This is a genomic window from Acinetobacter sp. 251-1 (assembly GCF_030329305.1).
GTDB lineage: Bacteria > Pseudomonadota > Gammaproteobacteria > Pseudomonadales > Moraxellaceae > Acinetobacter > Acinetobacter piscicola_A.
This window is the reverse complement of the sequence record NZ_JACANS010000022.1, coordinates 1-22,819: the sequence shown is the minus strand read 5'-3', so window position 1 is coordinate 22,819 and position 22,819 is coordinate 1. Positions and strand designations below refer to the sequence as shown.

Below are 22,819 nucleotides of genomic sequence, written 5' to 3'. Positions count from 1 at the left end.
CCATAGAACACTATGGTCGCCAAATTTTTTATTTGGGCTCAAATACTTTTATATAATTCTAATAACTTTTGTGCACCAAATAATAAATTTTCTTCCCAATCTAAATGTGCTGTGTCGTTAGCACCATCGGTAATATATTTTACTGAAATTAAACGTACACCTAATTTTTTACAGACTTTGGCTAAGGCATAGCCTTCCATATCAACTAAATTACACGATACTTTCGGTAAACTGATTTCAAAATTATCCCCTGTGCCACACACACCTTTGGCCAAATCCTTAAAGTATGGTTCTAAATGAATCGCACTTGGAAAATGCTCATCCATAGGGGTGACACCCACCTCAAAACCTAAAGGTGATACATCCATATCACGTTGTACAAAAGTGGTGACTTCCACCAACTCATGTGCATTAAATACAGAGCTCCCTGCTGTACCTAAATTTAATAAAGTTTTACATTGAGTGTTTTGGATAATTTCAAATGCTTTAAATGCAGCATTCACTTTACCAATCCCACTGTAATGTACCGCGATATTCTCTTGTTCGAATAAACCTTTCGACTCACTTGCGAGTGCCATCACTAAGGCTAAATCTTGTTTCATAACAATACTTCAATACTCAAAATCTAATAAAATAAAAATGGGAAAATAAAAAAGCCAACTTAAAATCAAGCTGGCTTTTTTACTTTGAACACTATTTTAGTCAAATAAACGGTCAAAGAATGATTTTTTCTTTGGTGATGATTTATTGTCATCACCATCCATAGTTGCTTGTAATTCTTTCAATAACTCACGTTGTCGTGCAGTTAGGTTAACAGGCGTTTCCACCACGATGCGGCAGAGTAAATCACCTTGCATACTGCTACGCACAGGTTTAACACCTTTACCACGTAAACGGAACATTTTACCAGTTTGTGTACCTTCAGGTATTTTCAAGCTCACACGACCTTCTAAAGTCGGAATCTCGATTTCTTTACCCAAAGCTGCATCTGCAATCGTTACAGGCACATCCATATATAAGTCAGCGCCATCACGTTGGAAAATTTCATGCTCACGCACAACCACTTCAACGTACAAATCACCGGCTTGACCATCACGAATGGCTTCGCCTTTACCTGTCAAACGTACACGATCACCATTATCTACACCTGCAGGAATCGTCACTTCAAGCGTTTGTTGACGATCTTTTACCCCTGAACCATGACAGGTATTACATGGGTTTTTAATGATTTTCCCTTGTCCACGACATGTACTACAGGTTTGCTGAACAGAGAAGAAACCTTGTTGCATACGCACTTGACCCGCACCATGACAGGTTTTACACGTTTCAACATCATTTGGATTTTTAGACCCTTTACCATCACATACATCACATGGTGCAGGTGCTGTAAAGGTAACGGTTTTTTTCACCCCTTTTACAGCTTCTTCCAAAGTCAGTTCCATCACATAGCGTAAGTCAGACCCACGGCGTGCACGCTGTTGCTGACGACCACCGCCACCAAAAGCACCACCGAAAATATCGCCGAACTGGCTGAAAATATCTTCTGCGCTGAATCCGCCACCGCCGAAACCACCGCCGCCCATACCGCCTTCAAAGGCTTGATGCCCCATGCGGTCGTACATGCTACGTTTTTCGCTGTCGGATAAAACTTCATAAGCTTCAGCGCATTCTTTAAACTTTTCTTCAGCTTCAGCGTTGTCTGGATTACGGTCTGGATGATATTTCATCGCCATCTTACGGTAGGCTTTTTTAATTTCATCATCACTAGCGGTTTTAGAAACGCTTAAAACCTCATAATAATCACGTTTAGCCATGATTGGCGATGCTCCACAAAATTTGATCAATCTTCACTGCCAAGTAAAATGGGGACACTGCTCCACTTTTACAAGTTCATTCATAAAAAATTTAGAATACAGCTTTACTTTTTAGATATTTATTGAAACCTTTCAACCATGCGTTGAGTAAGTATAGCCATGAAATTGCACTAAAAATCACCCCAATCACAGTACATGCTTTAACCCAAAGCATCGAATCCCAATAAAAGAAAATCAGAGGAATGAACCACAAAGCAGCAAAAGCAGCTAAAAGAAGAAAAATAATGATACTTCGCATGACCCATAAAGCTTGGGCTTGAATCCAAACCTCTGGGTTTTCAGCTACAGCAACTTTACGTGCAAGAAAATACGAAATAACGGCGCTAATTATTGTGAATAATGCGAGAAACATAAAGACGTAAGAGATCGTCATATAGCGACGATGCTGTTTGAGATTGTCTTGCCCCATAGGTGATTTTTTATACCTCAATCCATCACATCATTTTACATATTTTGTGTGGAAACATCTAATACGACTTACTAGAAAAATTTTAGGTGCTACTATATTGAATTTTTCAAAAGTTCGCACCTAAATTTCATAAATTTCTAGGCAGATTTTGCATATTTTTGTACTTTGAACCATGCAGCATAAAGCGCGGGTAGAAAAAATAATGTTAAAAGTGTCGCAATGATCAAACCGCCCATAATCGCGACAGCCATAGGGCCAAAGAAAATACTGCGCGATAATGGAATCATTGCCAAGACCGCAGCGAGCGCTGTTAGAATAATCGGTCTAAACCGCCGCACTGTAGCATCTAAAATAGCATTCCATGGGTCCTGCCCAGATGAAATATCTTGCTCGATTTGATCAATCAAAATTAGTGAGTTACGCATGATCATGCCCGATAACGCAATCGTGCCAAGCATGGCGACAAAACCAAACGGCTTATTTAACAAGAGCAAGAATAACACAACGCCAATTAAACCCAATGGCGCAGTTAAAAATACGATGAATGAACGTGAAATACTCTTCAGCTGAATCATCAATAAGGTAAACACAACCGCAAGAAATAACGGCATACCTGCATTGACTGAGCTTTGTCCTTTAGCGGATTCTTCAACTGTTCCGCCCACTTCAACTAAATAACCATTTGGCAATTCAGTACGCAGTTGATCCATCTGTTCAGACAACTCGCCCACCACAGTGGCAGGTTGTAAATGGGTCCGAATATCTGCACGCACCGTAATCGTCGGTAAACGATTGCGATGCCAAATCAAACCATCCTCAAATTTATAGTGAATATTGGCAATTTGCGATAACGGCACTGCCCCCCCTTGGGTTGTCGGTATAGCTAAATTTGCAAGTGAACCCACTTCGATGCGTTCTGCCTGATCACCACGCAAGCGAATATCAATCAACTCACGTTTTTCACGATATTGATGAATCATTGCCCCTGAAATTGAACTATTTAAAAAATTGGCAATATCTACACTGCTCACGCCCATTTGACGTGCACGGTCTTGGTCAATTTGCAATGAAATGATTTTACTTGGCTCACCCCAATCTAAATGCACGTTGGTGGTGTTGGTGTTTTGTCCTACGATGCCTGAAACTTTGTGTGCAAGCTGACGTACGGTATTTAAATCTTCACCCGATACACGATATTGAATTGGATAACCGACAGGTGGACCATTTTCCAATAATGCCACGCGAGTACGTACTTGTGGTAACAGTTGACGAATTTGGGTGTCTAAGGATTGACGAATTTCATCACGGTCATCTAAAGATGATGCCAAAACGACAAACTGTGCAAAACTTGCTTGCGGTAACTGCTGATCAAGCGGTAAATAAAAACGTGGTGAACCTGTTCCGACATAGGCCACATAATTATCAATGCCCTTTTGTTTTGCTAAAAATGCTTCAACCTTTTTCACCGCTTGTTCAGTCGCAGCCAAAGATGCCCCTTCTTCTAATTTTAAATCAACCAAAATTTCAGCACGATTTGACGGTGGGAAAAACTGCTGCGGCACAAACTTAAACATCACAACAGACAAAGCAAAAATAGCCATCGTGACCACAATAACCGTTTTACGATACATCACACACGCATTGACCAATGCTCTAAAACGTTGGTAAAACTTGGTTTGGTAAGGGTCATAGTGTTCATTACTATGATGCACGATAGCCTGCGGTTCAGGTTGCTTGCGTAGACGTGCCCATAAACGTTGATACCATGGCGCTTTTTGTACTGTTTGATTAAAATCAGGTAAAAGTTTGTTGCCTAAATATGGGACAAAAACGACAGCTGCAATCCATGACACAATCAATGCAATGGTCACCACTTGGAAAATCGAACGCGTATATTCACCTGTACTTGACGCTGCTGTTGCAATAGGCAAAAAACCTGCGGCAGTGATCAAAGTCCCTGTCAGCATCGGGAAAGCGGTACTTGTCCATGCATAACCCGCGGCTTTCATACGGCTATAGCCTTGTTCCATTTTAATTGCCATCATTTCAACCGCAATAATGGCATCATCCACCAAAAGACCTAAGGCAAGAATCAACGCCCCCAAAGAAATTTTATGCAATCCGACATCGAATAAATTCATCCCTGCAAAAGTCATTGCAAGAACCAATGGAATGGAAAAAGCCACCACCAAACCTGTACGGAAACCCAGTGAGAAAAAACTCACCAATAACACGATAATAACGGCTTCTGCTAAAACCTGAATAAACTCATGAATACTACGTTGTACCGCCACAGGTTGATCGGATACTTTTTGCAACTGCATCCCAAGCGGCAAGGTTTTTTGTAGATGGGTAAATTCTGTCTCTAAATTTTTGCCTAAGGCAATGATGTCACCCCCTTTGCGCATAGACACTGAGATCCCAATGCCATTTTCACTATTAAAGCGCATACGAGGCTGTGCAGGTTCGCTAAAACCACGATAAACCTCAGCCACATCGCCCAATTGAATGGTTTTATCTCCCACCAATAATGGCATTTGTTTTAAATCATCAACTGATTTTAAAGCACCGCCTACACGGACTTGAATACGGTCTGAACCAGTTTCAAAAAAACCTGCACTCGCCATGCTATTTTGTTTTTGTAATGCGTCTTGAATGGCGGTAACAGGGATACCCAGTTGAGTAGCTTTGGTATTTGACAGTTCAATCCAAATTTTTTGGTCTTGTAAGCCCACAAGCTCAACTTTACCCACGTCTTTCACCCGTTGTAACTGAAGCTGTAAACGGTCTGCGTATTCTTTCAAAGTGGCATAGTCAAAATCTTTGCCTGTTAAAACGTAAATATTACCGAAAGTATCGCCAAATTCGTCATTAAAAAACGGACCTTGCACCCCACTAGGCAATTGATGCTGAATGTCACCGACTTTCTTACGAACTTGATACCACACATCAGGAATCTCACTAGATTTCAACGAGTCTTTGGCAACAAATGTAACCAATGATTCACCCGGGCGTGAATATGCTGCGATCCGATCATACAATCCTGTACTCATCAGCTGTTTTTCAATACGATCTGTCACTTGCAATGACACTTCTTCTGCCGTTGCCCCCGGCCAATAGGTCTGTACAACCATCACTTTAAAGGTAAATGGTGGGTCTTCACTTTGAGAAAGTTTAGAATAAGAAAATATACCGACTATACCGAGCAAAATCATAAAATAAAGGACTAAACCTTTATTTCTCAGCGCCCATTCAGACAAGTTAAAGGATTGAAATGCATTCATCATCACACTCCTTTATTCAGGCTAACAACACGATTTTCACGATCGACCGCTTTAATTTTTTGTTTTTCTCTCAGTAAATGCACACCACCGATCACCACCCAATCATTTACAGTTAAGCCTGCGAGAATAGGTACACTGTCACGTCCATAAGCGCCTAAGCGCACAGGTACTTTACGAATCGTTTGATCGCTATTCACCACCCAAACATAAGGCTGATCATTATTTGCCGAAACACTAGATAACGGCACGCTCAGGACTTGATCCACATTTTGATTAAAGAAGACGCGTGCACTTTGCCCAAGCTGAATGACAGACTGCCCTTCTCTTAATGCTACTTTGACACTAAAAGTACGCGATTGGTCTGCCGCAGGTGAAATTTCACGGACATAAGCAGCAAATTTATCTTGAGGTTTTGACCACAATGTCACCCATGCATCTTGCCCAACTTTGATCTGTGTAATGGCTTGTTCAGGTACACCAATAACAACATCACGCTCACCATCAATTGCCAATTGATAAGCAGTTTGTCCTGCGGCCAGTACTTGTCCAACTTCAATATTACGCTCAGTAATGACCCCATTTTTATTGGCAAGCAATTGGTTATAACGCGTTTGGTTTGCCGTCACTTCATAATTGGCTTGTGCTTGTTTCAATGTCGATAACGCAGCCTCATACTGATTTTTCACCGCATCATATTGTGAACGGCTCACTGCATTACTCGGCAGCAATTGTTGAAAACGTTTAAATTCATCACCTGCAGTTTTCACTGAGGATTGTGCATTTTCGAGTTGCGCTTTGGCTGAGTTGAGCTGTAGTTGAGCATCTTTAATATCAAGTTTTGCCAGAATCTGCCCGACTTTAACCCGATCTCCAACATCGACATAACGTTCTGTAATCTGTCCCCCCACACGAAATGCCAATGCTGTGCTTTGGCGAGCTTGTACATCACCTGCATAACTTTTTTGGTCTTCATGCGAGGTCATAGGCTGTGCAACCATCACAAAAGGAATTTCTTCCGCTTCTGGCGCTGGTTTTTGACACCCCGCTAAAACCACACTACACATCACCATCATGCTAATAATACTTGCTTTAAAAATACTCATACGCAATGCTCTTATTGAAACGTTTTTTTTCGGGCAGAATAGACATCAAGTAAATGAATGTTTTATCGATCTTGTGATCAATCACATACTGATCATGATTCAATTCCTTTTGAAAATTTTCAATTTTTAATTAATATACCGCAAGGTACATTAATTATTTTTGAATGCAAAAGTAAATGACCTAATTGACTTTTTTTGGAAAATTTAGTGCACACACATGTTGGTCGTCCAAAAGACTTAGAAAAACGAAAGCAGATTTTAGAAGCAGCCAAAGCTTTGTTTTTATTACATGGTTACCATGGCTCAAGTATGAATCAAATTGCTAAAGCGGCAGGTGTGACTAAACTGACGGTCTATAACCATTTTCAAGACAAAGAAAATTTATTTACCTGTGCCATTGAGGAAACTTGTGAAGAATCCATTAACGCTCGACCATTAGGTTTAAATGCACATAGCGATTTTAAAACTTGCTTTTATCAAGCCTGTGAATTGGCAATGAATATCATTTATTTGCCTGAAGCCATTAAACTTGATCATTTACTGCTCGAACTTGCTGCACAAAAAAATCCACTTGCTCTAAAATTTTATAATGCTTCACACCAACGTATGTGGAACGTTTGGCAAGAGTTTTTACAACAAGCCACAACCTTTAAGTTTATTCGCCCTGATGAAATCGAAAAACAGACTAATCTGATTCTGTCGTTATTATTAGGAGTACGTCATCATGAAGTTTTACTTGGTATTCGCCCTATACCCGATGCTCAAGAAAAACATCTCATCATTCAAGAGAGTATAGATTTATTCCTTTTACGCTATAACCCGATGTGAATGTATTGAATTTCTAAATAATACTTCTGTTTTTTTTAGGGCATACTGTTTTTAAGGATATAAATCGCTGTTGAAATCGCCGACTGCTTTTCTACTTTTGTAGGGGTCTACTTGGAATGTCAGCATAGCAAGTTATAGTCATCAGGATAAGAATTGGAGAATAGCAATGATTCAACAAATTAATGCTCCACTGCGTGAGGATGTACGTTTACTCGGGAATCTTTTAGGTGAAACCCTAAAGGAACAAGCGGGACAAGATTTGTTTAATCAAATTGAGCAAATTCGTGCCTTAGCCAAAGGTGCACGTGATGGTCAAGTTGAAGCAGAAAAACAACTCGAACAATTATTTCTTCACTTAAAAGATGATGAGATTTTGCCCCTGACTCGTGCATTTTCACATTTTTTGAATTTTTCAAACATTGCTGAGCAATATCATGTCGTGCGTAGTCGTCGCCAAAGTGAGTTTGATGAAAATGAACCTTCTCCAAACGTACTCGTTCCGCTCTTTGAACAATTTAAAAATAAGAACATCACGACCACTCAACTTTACCAACAAGTCTGTGAACTGAGCATCGAATTAGTGCTTACAGCACATCCAACTGAAGTCAGTCGCCGCACCTTGATTCAAAAGTATGATGGTATTAATAACTGTCTATCCAAATTTGACCAACAAAAACTTACGCCTAAACAACGTGCAGAGGTTTTAGCAGATTTAAAACAATTGATCTGTTCCGCATGGCAAACAGATGAAATTCGTCAGCACCGCCCAACCCCTGTAGATGAAGCAAAATGGGGCTTTACCACCATTGAGCAAACCCTGTGGAATGCTGTGCCAAAATTCATCCGTGAATTAGATGACCTAGTACAGGAAAATTGCGACAAAGCTTTACCTTTAGACATTTCGCCAATTCGTTTTGCATCATGGATGGGGGGTGACCGTGATGGTAATCCAAACGTGACCCACAACATCACCCAAGAAGTTTTGTGGCTATCTCGTTGGAAAGCGACAGACTTATATGTACGTGATATTGAAGACTTACGTTGGGAGCTGTCCATCGCGGCATGTTCAGATGAACTCAAACAAGCCTTAGGCAGTGAACATCCTGAACCATATCGTGAATATTTACGTGCAACTCGTACCCGCTTAAAGGCTACTCGTCAATGGTTAGCAAGTAAGCTGCAAGGACAACATTCCGATGTAGACCGCAGTCTGATCATTCGCCATAAAGATGAACTCTTACAACCACTGCTGCTCTGCTATCGTTCATTGATTGACAGTAATTTACCTGAAATTGCCAATGGCAAATTGCTCGACTTTATTTATCGGGTGAATTGTTTCGGTATTGAATTGCTCAAACTCGATATTCGTCAGGAATCAGGTCGTCATCGCCAAGCGATTTCAGCAATTACCGAATATTTAGGACTTGGCAATTTTGAAACGTGGACAGAACAAGCACGTCAAAATTTCCTCATTCAAGAGTTACAAAGCAAACGTCCACTCTTGCCAAAGCATTTAAATGAACCTGCCAATAGCCTGATTGAACATCCTGATGTACAAGAAGTGTTTGCCACAATGCGCACGTTGGCAGAACAGCCCAAAGAAAGTTTAGGTGCTTACATCATTTCTATGGCGGAATATCCAAGTGATGTTTTAGCTGTTTTACTCTTGCAAAAAGAAGCAGGTATTGAGCATCCATTACGTGTGGTGCCGTTATTTGAAACTTTAAAAGATTTGGACAGTGCCGCAAATACCATGAACACCTTGTTCAATATGCATTGGTATAAACAGCATATTCAAGGCAAACACGAAGTCATGATTGGTTACTCAGACTCGGCTAAAGATGCAGGCTTCATGTCAGCAAACTGGGCACAGTATCGTGCCCAAGAAGAGTTAACTGCTGTGGCAAAACAACACGGCGTACAATTGACGCTGTTCCATGGTCGTGGCGGTTCAATCAGTCGTGGTGGTGCACCAACGCAACAAGCATTATTCTCACAACCACCAGGGTCAATTTCAGGTGCGATTCGCGTCACTGAACAAGGCGAAATGATTCGCTTTAAATTTGGTTTGGAAGAGATTGCCTTACAAAATCTAGAAATTTATACCGCTGCTACACTTGAAGCAACCTTACTACCACCACCTGAACCTAAACAGGAATGGCGTGATTTGATGCACACCATGACGGATTTATCCGTACAGGTCTATCGTCAAACGGTACGTGAAAACCCACACTTTGTAAAATACTTACGCACCGTAACACCTGAACTCGAATTACAAATGCTGCCGCTCGGTTCACGTCCTGCAAAACGTAAAGTCAGTGGGGGAATTGAGTCATTGCGTGCGATTCCATGGGTCTTTGCATGGACACAAATCCGTTTGATGCTGCCTGCATGGCTCGGTACAGGTGCCGCAATTAACCAAGTGATTCATCAAGGACAAAAAAATCTGTTGGATGAAATGCTTGCAGAATGGCCATATTTCCAAACCTTAATCGATATGCTCGAAATGGTTTTGTCAAAAGCGGATTCTAATATTGCACTGTACTATGAATCACATTTAACCGATGACGAAGACCTCAAAGTATTGGGGGCTGAATTACGTCAACGCTTACATGATGCAGTACAAACATTGTTGGCAATGAAAGGTGAATCGCAACTTTTAAGCTCAAATGATGTTCTAGATCAAGCGATGAAAGTACGTAAGCCGTATCTATTGCCTTTGCATTTACTACAAGCGGAATTGATGAAACGCCGTCGTGCCTATTTGGTTGAAAAACAAGCCGAACATACTCCTGTAGATCATGCCCTGATGGTGAGTATTGCAGGAATTGCGGCTGGATTGCGTAACACAGGCTAAAAAGCAGACATCTCAAAACAGGAGAGCACAATAGATGCTCTCCCTTTTTGGCAAAATTTTTATTTTTAGATAAATTTGTCTCTTGCCGCTTCATTAAAAATAAAAAAATTCATCCATAAATTAATATTTAATTCTGCATTTTTTTAATTTTATATATTTTTAATACTTTGATTTTGTTTATTTAGATTTTAAAAAAATTTTACCAAATGGTATAAGTCACCAATAATTCCTAATAAATGCAACCCTTTAGTTTGACTAAAATGATTAAAACTCAATAGCAGAAAGAGTATGATGGGCGCAATTTGTTTTTTGAGCGCTCAATTTATGTCCAATTGGTTTCCCAAATGGCGTCCTTATCATGGCAGTATCGATGCACGACCTGTCGGAACGAATGAATATCTCCCTCCTGCTCAAAGTGTTGTTCTCGGCATCCAACATGCTTTCGCGATGTTTGGCGCAACCGTACTCGCACCCTTTTTAATGGGCTTCGATCCCAATCTTGCGATTTTAATGTCAGGGATTTGTACGATCTTGTTCTTTATCATCACCGGTGGTCGAGTTCCAAGTTATTTAGGATCTAGCTTTGCCTTTATTGGTGTCGTCATTGCAGCAACAGGTTATGCCGCATCAGGTACAGGTGCGCCGAATGTGAACATTGCCCATGCAGCAGGCGGGATTATGGCATGTGGTATTTTATATGCTATTTTCGGTTTTATTGTCATGGCAACAGGCACGAAATGGATCGAAAAACTTATGCCTCCTGTCGTTACAGGCGCCGTCGTCATGATTATTGGTCTAAACCTTGCTCCTGTCACAGTCAAAGGTGTTGCTGGTAATAACTTTAATATGTGGATGGCATTGGTCACTGTCCTGTGCATGGGCTCAATTGCCGTATTCACCAAAGGTTTATTACAACGCTTATTGCTTTTAGTCGGTTTATTGTCAGCGTATTTGATCTATTTTATCGTTGCCAATGTCATGGGCAATGGTACACCGATTAACTTTGCGCCCATCCAAGAGGCTGCTTGGTTTGGTATCCCAAGCTTTCATTCACCTGTTTTTGATGTCAATGCTATGCTCATCATTGCTCCGATTGCTTTGATTTTAGTGGCTGAAAACTTAGGTCATATCAAAGCGGTTAGTGCCATGACAGGTGAAAATCTTGATCCGCATATTGGTAAAGCGTTTGTCGCAGATGGGATCGCAACGACACTGTCTGGTGGTGTTGGCGCACCGGGGATGACCACCTATGGTGAAAACATTGGTGTTATGGCAGTCACTCGAGTTTACTCGACTATTGTCTTTGTCATCGCAGGTGTATTTGCTATTTTCTTAGGTTTTTCACCTAAGTTTGGTGCGGTGATTCACACCATTCCGACTGCAATTTTAACAGGTGCTTCGATTGTGGTTTTTGGTTTAATTACCATTGCAGGTGCGAAAATTTGGATCGAAAATAAAGTTGATTTTTCCAAAAATAAAAACTTGATGGTCGCAGCAGTCACCATTATTTTAGGTACTGGTGATTTTGCCCTTCAGTTTGGTGACTTTAACTTAGGCGGAATTGGTACTGCAACATTTGCAGCATTGATTTTAAACTGGTTCTTTAGTCTAAAAGATCCATCTGAATAAAATAATAAAAGCATAAATTTATATTTTAAGAGCAGCTGAGAAGCTGCTTTTTATATTTTCACCAATACTAAGCAACATATATCGAGCATAAAAAATATATTGATCAAAGTTTAGGGTGATTCTTAATCCCCTTAACTCAACTCGGTTAAGGGCTTTTTATTTCTATCGTTGAAAAATTAATAGTGTTCTAATATGTAATATGTTCAATCATTCATATTTTGCAAACTGTTTAATATAAAACTCTTTACCTTGCTGCTTTAATAAATTTTCATTCACACCAATGCCAATAATTGAACATAAGATACTAATATCTAAGGCAATCAACTCTTTTTCAATTGGAATAGTATTAGGCTTAACTTCTATTGGATTCTTTACATCGGGTTCAAAGCTAAAGGAATAAAAACCACGATCAATAACTTTTTTAGATAGAGTTTTTGATGGGTAAGCAGTGAAAATAGATGGTTTACCATTCGTAATTTGTGTAAAGGTAGTTGGTCTCTCATCAACACTTTTTGTCTCTGTAATAGGACATTGTGCATATAAATAATTATGGTTAGATCGAAGATCATTTTTAAAATACAGATCAAATCCAATTAATGCTTTAATTTTATTAATTCCATCTTTACTGTCCTTAAAAACAGTTATATCCATATCATTTTTATTAAGTTGTATTTTTTCATTCCTATTTAATTCTATTAATAATTTTTCAGGTGTTAGTTGATCTATCTTAGAAGCATCTATTTTGATACCTAGAAGCCTATCATCAGGTGAATTCATGTTAGTTTGTATATTTTGATCTGCTACACAATTAGCAGAAATAATTGATAATGCTAATCCAAATAATTTTAGAGGTTTCATATCATTCCTTATTTTCTTCATTATTCAATTAGTTAGTATAATTTAACACTATGATAGCATTAACTATTATATTTTTTTGATCTCTCTGAAGTGAAAAGATTAACTAACATCTAATGATTATTTTCATCTCATGCTCTTGTCTCCATGTATAGAAATAAAAAGCCCTTAACTCAACTCGGTTAAGGGCTTTTTATTTCTATCGTTGAAACATTAACGTTGTTGGCTGTCTAATAACGCCTTTAAGCAAGGAGAAAAGAATAAATGACCTTGGTACATGCCTTTTAAAGTTTTCGCCATCACCATGACCCAAAGCATCATCAAAATTGCTGCAAATGCCAAACCTGTATTCACAATAAAACTCACATGCAACTGATGCCCTAGATTTAATACCGCCAAAGTAAATACACCCAATGGAAATGTCAGTCCCCACCAACCGAGGTTAAACGGTAAGTCTGTGGCTGCATGTTTCAATGTAGTCAACACGGCTATGGCAAACCACCACACCCCAAAGCCAAGCAGGATAAAACTCGCTACGATGCCTGCATTTTTAAAGAACACACTCAATTGTTCTAACTGAATATAAGCCAAGACTTGTGGTGCTTGAGCACCTAAAACCAACAATGCCAATGCCCCTGTACCAATCGGTCCCAAAGCCAGCCAACCACTGATTGCCAATTCTTTGCCAGGCAGTTTATGCAATGCCAGACGTAACATTAAAATGGTCAAGATTGCAAAAGCAGGCAATACAGACATACCCCATAGTATATAACTTGCAAATAAAATACCGACTGCCTGTTGCCCTGCTGCCAAATGCGCCAACAATAAACCACCAGAAGTTGCTGTGACTTCACACGCCACGATTGGCAGTAACCACATTGCAGTCATGCTATGTAACTGATGCTCTTGCTTATAGAACATACAAAATGGAACCAATACCCCGATGCCCACTGCTAAAATCGCATCCACGAACCACAGGACTTGTGCGATCTGAATCGCGACATCACCATACAATGCAACGCCATATTTTAAAAAGCCATTGAGTACTGTCGCTAAACCCATCGGAATCGCACCTAAAAACAATGCCATGCTTGGGTGGGAAAAAATCTGCTTTGCTTCCTGAGGATAAATCAACCAACGTAATGCATAAACTAAGCTAAATACGATGAATACAAACGCGTTGAATTGCCATAATGCTGTTGCCCCTTGCCATAAAATCTCTTGTGCAAATGGAAATTCGGGTAAAATCAATGCCACCACACCTGTGCCCATGGTCATGGTGAACCAGTTCGGGGTAAACTGCCGAATCACATCACGGCTTTGTTTCAGTTGATAAAATGGCTTTTTCATGGCTTTTTCCTCATTTCAGCAGATAAATTGATTATAAAAGGCCTTATTAATAAATAAAATTGATTTGTTTCTATAAAATAAATCAATTTTATTGATATAAATGTATATTCACATTAAAAATTTCTGGATAAAAACACAACAACAAAGACGAAACTGTGAGAATATGGCAATATATATCCTTTCAAATTTTAAGTTTATTTTGAAATCATGCAGCTGTTACGTCTAAATGCCTTAGCACCGAATTTACAATTGCCCCAAACCGCAGTGACGATTGGCAATTTTGATGGTGTCCATTTGGGACATCAAGCCATGGTTTCTCAGCTTCAAGACGTTGCTCAAGCCAAAAATCTGAAAACATTGGTGATGATTTTTGAGCCACAACCATTGGAATTTTTTAAAGCTTATGATGCACCACCACGCATCACCTCACTCAGAGAAAAAGTAGAATATTTGACTGAATTGGGTGTGGACTACATTGCGATTGCGAAATTTGATAATGCATTCCGTAGTCTGAGCGCTGAAAATTTTGCTGATGTTTTAAAAGATAAACTCAATGCACAAAGCCTGATTTTGGGTGATGACTTTCACTTTGGTAAAGACCGTCAGGGCAACAGCGAATTTTTAAAAAAATATGGTTTTGATGTCACCAATCTGACCACTATCGAATTTGATGGTGAGCGTGTCAGTTCAACGCGTATTCGTCAGGTGCTGCAAGCGGGCGATTTGGCTTTGGCGGCCAAATTATTGGGACGTCCTTATAGCATGATTGGACGAGTTCAATATGGCGACCAGATTGGACGTACCATCAATTTCCCGACCATCAATGTTCGTATGGGGCGCCATCGACCATGTTTAAATGGTATTTATGGGGTTGAAGTGGTATGTGAAACCACATCTTTAACTGAAAAAGTCAAAAATGAAAATCCAGATAAAACAGGCATTTTAGGCTACCAAACGAATGCCTTATATGGTGCGGGTCATGTCGGTACTCGCCCAGCCATCAAACAGGATCATCCTGAATGGCGATTAGAAGTACATTTCCCTGATGTTTCTGCTAATCTGTATGGCTTGTTAATGCGGGTGACTTTTCTCGACTATTTACATGGCGAGTTAAATTATCCTTCGCTTGAAGCACTTCAGGCAGGAATTGACGATGATGTTGAGCGATTACTTGAATTTCGCAAAAATACACCCCATTTTCCGTTCTAAACCCAAATTTTTTATTGTAAAACGCGTCAGCAATCAGGCTGATAATATTGGATGACAACTTGCATGAGCGATAAGCAAACTCCTGAAAATGCTGTGGATTATAAATCTACGCTGAATCTACCAGGTACTGAATTTGCAATGAAAGCAAATCTCGCAGTACGTGAAGCGAAATGGTTGGAAGAGTGGTATGCCGACAACATTTATCAGCAGATTCGTGCATCGCGTATTGGCAAGAAAAAATATGTGCTTCATGACGGACCTCCATATGCCAATGGTCAAATCCATTTAGGACATGCTGTAAACAAAGTTCTCAAAGACATCATCATTAAAAGCCGTGTCATGGACGGTTTTGATGCGCCTTATGTACCTGGTTGGGACTGTCACGGTCTGCCGATCGAACTCAAAGTTGAAGAAAAAGTCGGTAAAGTAGGTCAAAAAGTTGATGCTCCAACTTTCCGTAAAGCCTGCCGTGAATATGCATATACCCAGATCGAACTTCAGAAAAAAGATTTCGTGCGTATGGGTGTGTTTGGCGATTGGGATAATCCTTACTTAACGATGAACTTCAAACAAGAAGCCGACATCGTACGTTCATTGGGTGAAATTGCCAAAGCGGGTCATATTGAACCGGGTCTTAAACCAGTCAATTGGTGTCTGGATTGTGGTTCTTCACTTGCTGAAGCTGAAGTTGACTATAAAGATAAAAAATCTGACGCGATTGATGTTGGTTTTGGCGTGGTTGACCTTGCTGATCTTTCAGCAAAAATCGGTGTGACTGTTGCAAATCCTACAGATATCGTAATCTGGACAACCACGCCTTGGACGCTACCTGCTAACCAAGCTGTTGCGCTACATGCTGAAATTGAATATCAATTGGTTGAAGTACAATCTGAGCGTGGTACACAAAACTTAATCTTGGCGAAAGATTTGGTTGAGTCTGCATGTGAACGTTATAAACTCGAAGACCCGAAAGTATTGGCTGACTTTGTTGGTGCAAAACTTGAAGGTTTAAAATTACAACATCCTTTAATTACAGAACGTCAAGTTCCTGTGATCTTAGGTGAACACGTCATTGCAACCAGTGGTACGGGTGCTGTACATACTGCACCTGGTCATGGTGTGGACGATTATAAAGTTGGCTTACAGTACAATCTAAAAGTGGACAATCCTGTTGGCGGTAATGGGGTGTACTTACCTACTGCACCGATTTTTGCAGGTGAGCACATTTATAAAGCCAATCCGCAAATCATTGCTGCTTTAACCGAAGCAGGCAAGCTTTGGGCACATGTACCAATCGTACATAGCTATCCACATTGCTGGCGTCATAAAACTCCAATTATTTTCCGTGCTACACCACAATGGTTCATCAGCATGGACAATAAAGGCTTACGTCAAGATGCCTTAAATGCCATTGAAAATGACATTGGCTTTGTCCCTGATTGGGGTAAAAACCGTATCCAATCCATGATCGAAGGTCGTCCAGACTGGTGTATCTCACGTCAACGTACATGGGGTGTGCCAATTCCATTCTTCGTACATAAAGACACCAACGAATTACACCCTCGCACACCTGAACTCATTGAAGAAGTTGCGAAACTGATCGAAAAAGAAGGCATTGATGGTTGGTACAACCGTGATGCGTCTGAGTTTATCGGTGCAGATGCAGAGCAATACAATGCAGTTCGTGACACTTTGGATGTTTGGTTCGACTCTGGTACAACCCATTATGCAGTGCTTCGCCAACGTGAAGAACTACAAGACCCTGCTGACTTGTATCTTGAAGGTTCAGACCAACATCGTGGTTGGTTCCAATCTTCATTGTTGACCTCAATTGCCATCAACAAACGTGCGCCATATAAAGGCTTGCTTACTCACGGTTTTGTCGTGGATGAGAAAGGTCGTAAGATGTCGAAGTCAATTGGGAATATCATTACCCCTCAAGACATCATTAAAGATATGGGTGCAGATGGTTTACGTTTCTGGATTGCATCTGCCGACTACCGTTATGAAATGACAGCAGGTAAAGAGATCTTCAGTCGTGCGTCTGATGGTTATCGTCGTATCCGTAATACTTTACGTTTCTTGTTGGCGAACTTGAATGGTTTCAAACCTTCAACTGATGCACTGCCTATCGATCAATTGATCGCGCTTGATCAATACATCTTACAACGTGCCGCAGATGTACAAAAAACCATTCAACAAGCTTATGAAGATATGAACTTCCATATCGTCACCAATGCTTTGACTAACTTCTGTATTAATGACTTGGGTGGTTTCTATTTAGACATCATCAAAGACCGTCAATATACGACTAAAGCGGATTCAGCAGCACGTCATTCTGCGCAAACTGCTTTGTATCACTTGGTACAAGCATTCGTACGTTGGATGTCACCTATCTTGAGTTTTACAGCACAAGAGGCTTGGCCGCTGATTCCTGAACAGTCTGAAAAATATGTCTTTACAGCTGAATGGTATGACATTCCAGTTGCATCAACTGCAAACTTGATTTCAGAAGCAGATTGGCAAACATTAATCACTGTAAAATCTGCGGTGAACAAGCAAATTGAAGCGGCACGTAATGCCAAACTGATTGGTTCAAACTTATCAGCAAAAGTTGAACTTTGGGCAAATGCAGAACTCAAAAATGTTTTAGACCAATTGGGTGATGAGCTTCGTTTTGTCTTGATCACCTCTCAAGTGATTGTTCATACATTTGATGAAACACAAGGTGAAGTCACGGATCTAGAAGGTCTACGTGTTAAAGTGTCTGCGGCTGAAGGTGAAAAATGTGCGCGTTGCTGGCATGTGCTTCCTGATGTAAATACACACCACGAACATCCAGGTCTTTGTTCTCGTTGTATTATTAACCTTCCTACAGGTCAAGGCGAAGAGAGAAAATATGCCTAATCCACAAAATAAAAAGGGCTTATTGCAGTTTTATCCTCACAATTTACTTTGGCTTGGACTTTCAGTCCTTGCCATTGTATTGGATCAATGGACCAAATGGATTGCAGTTAGCCATTTAAAATATGGTGAACAAAATCCTGTACTGCCCTTTTTAAATTGGACATTGGCACATAACTATGGCGCAGCCTTTAGTTTCTTGTCCGATGCTGGTGGATGGCAAAAATATTTCTTTACAGGCTTAGCAGGCGTTGTTTCGATTATCTTTATTTTTTGGCTGATGCGTATGCCCAAAAAAATGATCATCCTGCCTGCGGCTATTGCTCTCATTTTAGGTGGGGCGGTTGGCAATCTAATTGACCGAGTTTCATTAGGTTATGTTGTCGATTTTATACATGTATATTATAACAATAGCCATTTCCCAATTTTTAATCTAGCAGACAGCGCCATTACTTTGGGCACTATTTTATTGTTAATTGATACCTTCTTTTTAGAAAAGAAACGTATTCAAAATGCGGAAAGCGCAAAATGACTGAAGAAATTATTAATCCCAATGAAGAAACCCGCATTGCGGATGGCTCGAAAGTAGAGCTGCATTTTTCTGTTGCCATTGAAAATGGTGTGGAAATTGACAATACCCGTAGCCGTGAACAACCTGTCAGTCTAGTGATGGGCGATGGTAGTTTATTACCGGGTTTTGAAAAAGCATTATTTGGTCTACGTGCAGGTGACCGTCGTACGGTTAGCCTTCTTCCTGAAGATGCTTTCGGTCCTTGGAACCCTGAAAATGTACAAAAATTCGATACCGTGAAGTTTGAACAACGTCCTGTTGAAGGTCACATGATCGAGTTTGAAGACAAAGCTAAACAAAGCCTATTTGGTGTAGTTAAAACAGTTGGTGAAGATATTACCGAAGTCGATTTTAACCATCCTTTAGCAGGGAAAAACATTACTTTTGAAGTAGAAATTTTCAAGGTCACACCTGCAGGTCAACAAGGTGTGAAATTGATGTAAGCATCAAAATATAAAAAGCTCTTTCGGGAGCTTTTTTTACATATAAAACTCAATAAATACAATTTATGACTATCAAAAATAAATTTTTCAGACTAATTTAAAACCACAATACGATAAACGCAGGAAATACATGAATATATTTATTATTGTGGGCAGCATTCGTCAAGGACGTACTGCCATTAAAGTTGCAGAATGGTTATCTAAAGAAATTAACCAACTCGACTTTCATACATTAAATACACGCATAGTTGATTTGAAAGAATGGAACTTACCTCTTTTTGCCGGTGCACATCCTCCAGCCTCAGGTATTTACGACCAACCTCGACAACAAGAATGGGCAGATCATATTGCCCAAGCGGATGCTTTTATTTTTATTTCACCAGAATACAATCACGGCTACAGTGCAGTGCTTAAAAATGCCATTGATTACCTTGGCAAAGAATGGAAAAGCAAACCTTTTGGTATTGTCAGTTATGGTGGTAACAATGGTACTTCATCGGTCGAGCAACTCAAACAAGTGTGCACTGCCCTCGATATGATCGACTCAAATGCCGTCATTCAGCTGCGAGATATTTTCAATCGTAACAAAACTGAGCATTTTGAAGGTAACGAATTTGATAACAAAGCCGTTGCATCAGTGATCAATAAACTAATTCAGTATAGTAATATATAAAATTTTAAAGATGATCAAAAGTAATGTAAGTTTAAGCTTACATACACTGCGGTCATTTGCAGCTATGCAGTGATCTTAAAATTTTATATTCTATTGTTATAGGGAACAGGAAGTTTCCAAAACGAAAAACAATAATCATAAGTTTTAGCATCAGGATGTGAGGTACGACAGGAGTTATACCTAAGTAACCGATACGAAAAAGCCCAATCAGGATGATTGGGCTTTTTTCTATTCAAATTCTACTCACATTCCTTTGCAAATGTTAAAGCATTCAGCCTTGACTCTCCGAACAACGCTACTTAAGATTTTGCCTAAAGATTGTGAGTGTTGGTTATATTTTGTTGATTTCTACCTATTTTTCTAAATGCTATAAACACTTTTTAAAAGTACATTCAAATTTTATAAATTTGGCACTTTTGTCTACTACGCTTGTGATTACAGGTTGCTCTACGCTAGGTGGAGGTTCTATTGAAAAACGCTCAGCTAAATTAGCACAAGGCATTCAAAAAGCATATTCAGTAGAACCTAATACTGCTGCACGCATTGCACCAATAATTATACAAAATGCTGAACAATATGAAGTAGATCCCGTATTGATCGCTGCAATGATTCGCCAAGAATCAAGTTATCGAAGTGATATTGTTTCACCTGCAGGTGCTGTTGGACTTACCCAAGTGATTCCACGTTATTGGCAACAAACTTGTCAAGGTGACTTATTTAATGAGCAGATCAATATCCAATGTGGTACTTATATTTTAGCCAAATATAACCAATCTGCAGGGAGCTGGAAAAAAGCATTAGCATATTATAATGTTGGGCCTACAGGCTATCAATCTAGTTGGAAAATGAAACGCCAAGGTAAAAAATATGCACGAGAAGTGAAACAACACCAACATCTTTTAAAAGATGCCTTATAACGCTTTGATAAAAAAACCTTGGCACAAACCAAGGTTTTTTTATCATTCTATCTTGCTTAGTTTGCAGAAATTGCAGCGTTTGCTTTCACTTCTATTTTACTCTCAGCTTTTTTAATTCGAATACATGAGATTGCGATCGCACCAATAATACCGGGAATCGCTACCGCAATAAAATTCCATTTATGAGGCAGCTCTAACCCTAATAAATAACCAATCAAAATCGGCCCTACAATCGCACCTGTACGTCCAATTGCAGAAGCCCAACCAATTCCTGTAGAACGTACTGCAACAGGATAAAAGTGTGCAACATAGCTATAAAGTAAGATACTACAACCAATCGAAGATGCACCTGCCAAACTAACCAATAAATAAATCACTGGTTGTGGTGAGTTAAAGCCTAGTCCGACCAGTGAGCAAACACCTACTATGAGCATACCAATTAATACAGGTTTAAAGTTAAAACGATCTGCTAAAACACCACCACCAATCGTACCAATCACAGCACCAATATTCAGTGCCATTAAGAACATTAAACTACTACCTAATGAATAGCCTGCTGCCATCATTAATTTTGGTAACCAACTTCCCAATGCATAAAGCATTAATAAACACATGAAAAATGCAATCCAAAATAATAATGTCCCGACTGCACGATTTTCAGAAAATAATGCTTTGACTGAAGCTGTTTGTGTTTGATCATCTGATGATAAAACTAATTGAGTTTCAGATGACACTTGCGCCGTAGGTTCTATTTTCTTTAAAAAATAACGTGCTTCATCCATTTTCTGTGCTTTTACCAAAAAGGTTAAAGACTCAGGTAAAAACTTCCAAAAGAATGGAACAAATAATAGTGGGATTCCTGCGATATAAAACATGATTTGCCAACCAAAATCAGCTGCAAACCATGTACCACATAATGCTGCCATAATACCGCCAACAGCATAACCACTAAACATTGTGGTTACTAAAGTACTTTTTAAGCGTTGTGGTGCATATTCTGCTGTTAAAGCAACAAGATTAGGTAAAACGCCCCCAATTCCTAGACCTGCAATAAAACGTAAAATTGCAAATTCAGTTGGATTTGAAGCAAAGCCACCCAAAAAAGTAAAAAAACTAAATAAAGAAACACAGATTAAAATGACTTTTTTACGACCAATTTTATCTGCAAGCATACCAAAGGACATCGCACCAAACATCATGCCTGCCAATGCAGTACTGGCGAGCATACCTGCTTGTACAGCAGTCATCCCCCACTCTTTCATCAATAATGGCAAAACTACGCCATTGATTGCTAAATCATAACCATCAAATAAGACGATAAATAAACACCAAAGAATAATATTGACATGGAATGATTTAAACTTCGCATGGTCCACTACAGCATTTACATTCATTGTTTGCGCTGTCATTTTACTCACCTCCAATTGTGAGACTTATATTTCAAACTACAATGAATGGCTGTTCATTTTTTGTCTAAAACCTTATAAGCATAAAATTATACCTTCTCAGTATAAAAATTATTTTTTGGTATAAAATGCCACCTACAGCTGACACAAAAGATCAATAAAATGGATAAATTATATAAAAAGTGTAACAAAGAAAAAAATTAAATCCTGAATAAACAAAAACTTAATTAAAAACACTACAGATATTAGACTTTAGTTAGCTTGCAAACATAACAACAGAGAAATAATTGATTAATCTTTAGTCTAATGTGACAAATACTATGTCTTATTTATTTGAACTTATCACAATAATGGTGTAAAAATTTCCCAATTATTCCTTATTTATAAATACTATTTTCCCACCCGCCATAAAAAACACCCCCAACCATAAGGTTGGGGGTGTTTAAATTTAAAAGCTGGCGATGACTTACTCTCACATGGGTAATCCCACACTACCATCAGCGCTAA

Annotated in this window: 17 protein-coding genes; 9 read left to right on the top strand and 8 right to left on the bottom strand. The window is 39.4% G+C overall.

Annotation, left to right across the window (positions count from 1 at the left end):
* Positions 1 to 38 precede the first annotated feature (38 nt).
* From HX129_RS15535 to HX129_RS15515, 5 genes are all read right to left on the bottom strand, one after another.
* Complete coding sequence (locus HX129_RS15535) at positions 39 to 602, bottom strand: 5'-methylthioadenosine/S-adenosylhomocysteine nucleosidase family protein (RefSeq protein ID WP_130075232.1); 564 nt, start codon at positions 600 to 602, stop codon at positions 39 to 41.
* Positions 603 to 698: 96 nt separating this feature from the next.
* A complete protein-coding gene (gene dnaJ, locus HX129_RS15530; protein ID WP_130075233.1) occupies positions 699 to 1,814 on the bottom strand; it encodes a molecular chaperone DnaJ in 1,116 nt (371 codons plus the stop codon).
* A 91-nt stretch (positions 1,815 to 1,905) separates the two neighbouring features.
* Entirely contained in the window at positions 1,906 to 2,283 is a 378-nt protein-coding gene (locus HX129_RS15525) for a hypothetical protein (RefSeq protein ID WP_286435192.1), read from the bottom strand.
* Positions 2,284 to 2,420: 137 nt separating this feature from the next.
* The gene (locus tag HX129_RS15520) at positions 2,421 to 5,567 is read right to left on the bottom strand and encodes an efflux RND transporter permease subunit (protein ID WP_286435193.1); all 3,147 of its coding nucleotides are present in this window, start codon (positions 5,565 to 5,567) and stop codon (positions 2,421 to 2,423) included.
* A gap of 2 nt (positions 5,568 to 5,569) precedes the next feature.
* Positions 5,570 to 6,670, bottom strand: a complete 1,101-nt coding sequence (locus tag HX129_RS15515; protein ID WP_286436330.1) for an efflux RND transporter periplasmic adaptor subunit — start codon at positions 6,668 to 6,670, stop codon at positions 5,570 to 5,572.
* 207 nt (positions 6,671 to 6,877) lie between these two features.
* Here HX129_RS15515 and HX129_RS15510 point away from each other — a divergent pair, with 207 nt between their 5' ends.
* The 3 genes from HX129_RS15510 to HX129_RS15500 all read left to right on the top strand — a co-directional run bounded on the left by HX129_RS15510 (position 6,878) and on the right by HX129_RS15500 (position 11,984).
* Complete coding sequence (locus HX129_RS15510) at positions 6,878 to 7,498, top strand: TetR/AcrR family transcriptional regulator (protein ID WP_174494034.1); 621 nt, start codon at positions 6,878 to 6,880, stop codon at positions 7,496 to 7,498.
* Between the two features lie 166 nt (positions 7,499 to 7,664).
* Positions 7,665 to 10,355: a phosphoenolpyruvate carboxylase gene (gene ppc / locus HX129_RS15505; protein ID WP_286435195.1), complete on the top strand. Its 2,691-nt coding sequence runs from the start codon at positions 7,665 to 7,667 to the stop codon at positions 10,353 to 10,355.
* A gap of 324 nt (positions 10,356 to 10,679) precedes the next feature.
* Positions 10,680 to 11,984: a solute carrier family 23 protein gene (locus tag HX129_RS15500; RefSeq protein WP_174494036.1), complete on the top strand. Its 1,305-nt coding sequence runs from the start codon at positions 10,680 to 10,682 to the stop codon at positions 11,982 to 11,984.
* Positions 11,985 to 12,191: 207 nt separating this feature from the next.
* On the opposite strand, the gene HX129_RS15495 is transcribed toward HX129_RS15500, so the two are convergent.
* Both HX129_RS15495 and HX129_RS15490 read right to left on the bottom strand, forming a co-directional pair.
* Positions 12,192 to 12,842: a hypothetical protein gene (locus HX129_RS15495; protein ID WP_286435196.1), complete on the bottom strand. Its 651-nt coding sequence runs from the start codon at positions 12,840 to 12,842 to the stop codon at positions 12,192 to 12,194.
* A 210-nt stretch (positions 12,843 to 13,052) separates the two neighbouring features.
* Positions 13,053 to 14,189 (bottom strand): TDT family transporter, encoded by a 1,137-nt coding sequence (locus tag HX129_RS15490; protein WP_286435197.1) that lies wholly within the window; start codon positions 14,187 to 14,189, stop codon positions 13,053 to 13,055.
* A gap of 207 nt (positions 14,190 to 14,396) precedes the next feature.
* On the opposite strand from HX129_RS15490, the gene ribF reads away from it, so the two are divergent.
* From ribF to HX129_RS15460, 6 genes are all read left to right on the top strand, one after another.
* Positions 14,397 to 15,398, top strand: coding sequence for a riboflavin biosynthesis protein RibF (ribF, locus tag HX129_RS15485; RefSeq protein WP_286435198.1), 1,002 nt, complete (start codon positions 14,397 to 14,399; stop codon positions 15,396 to 15,398).
* A gap of 63 nt (positions 15,399 to 15,461) precedes the next feature.
* A complete protein-coding gene (ileS, locus tag HX129_RS15480) occupies positions 15,462 to 18,305 on the top strand; it encodes an isoleucine--tRNA ligase (protein WP_286435200.1) in 2,844 nt (947 codons plus the stop codon).
* Positions 18,298 to 18,834 carry a signal peptidase II gene (gene lspA / locus HX129_RS15475; RefSeq protein WP_130075243.1) on the top strand — a complete coding sequence of 179 codons (537 nt, stop codon included), beginning with the start codon at positions 18,298 to 18,300 and terminating at the stop codon, positions 18,832 to 18,834. The genes ileS and lspA overlap by 8 nt, the downstream gene beginning before the upstream one ends.
* Entirely contained in the window at positions 18,831 to 19,316 is a 486-nt protein-coding gene (locus HX129_RS15470) for an FKBP-type peptidyl-prolyl cis-trans isomerase (RefSeq protein ID WP_130075244.1), read from the top strand. Before lspA ends, HX129_RS15470 begins: the two co-directional genes overlap by 4 nt.
* A gap of 130 nt (positions 19,317 to 19,446) precedes the next feature.
* Complete coding sequence (locus HX129_RS15465) at positions 19,447 to 19,989, top strand: NADPH-dependent FMN reductase (RefSeq protein WP_180047363.1); 543 nt, start codon at positions 19,447 to 19,449, stop codon at positions 19,987 to 19,989.
* Between the two features lie 416 nt (positions 19,990 to 20,405).
* Positions 20,406 to 20,906 carry a lytic transglycosylase domain-containing protein gene (locus HX129_RS15460; RefSeq protein ID WP_130075246.1) on the top strand — a complete coding sequence of 167 codons (501 nt, stop codon included), beginning with the start codon at positions 20,406 to 20,408 and terminating at the stop codon, positions 20,904 to 20,906.
* Between the two features lie 56 nt (positions 20,907 to 20,962).
* On the opposite strand, the gene HX129_RS15455 is transcribed toward HX129_RS15460, so the two are convergent.
* A complete protein-coding gene (locus HX129_RS15455) occupies positions 20,963 to 22,315 on the bottom strand; it encodes an MFS transporter (protein WP_286435201.1) in 1,353 nt (450 codons plus the stop codon).
* Positions 22,316 to 22,819: the final 504 nt, after the last annotated feature.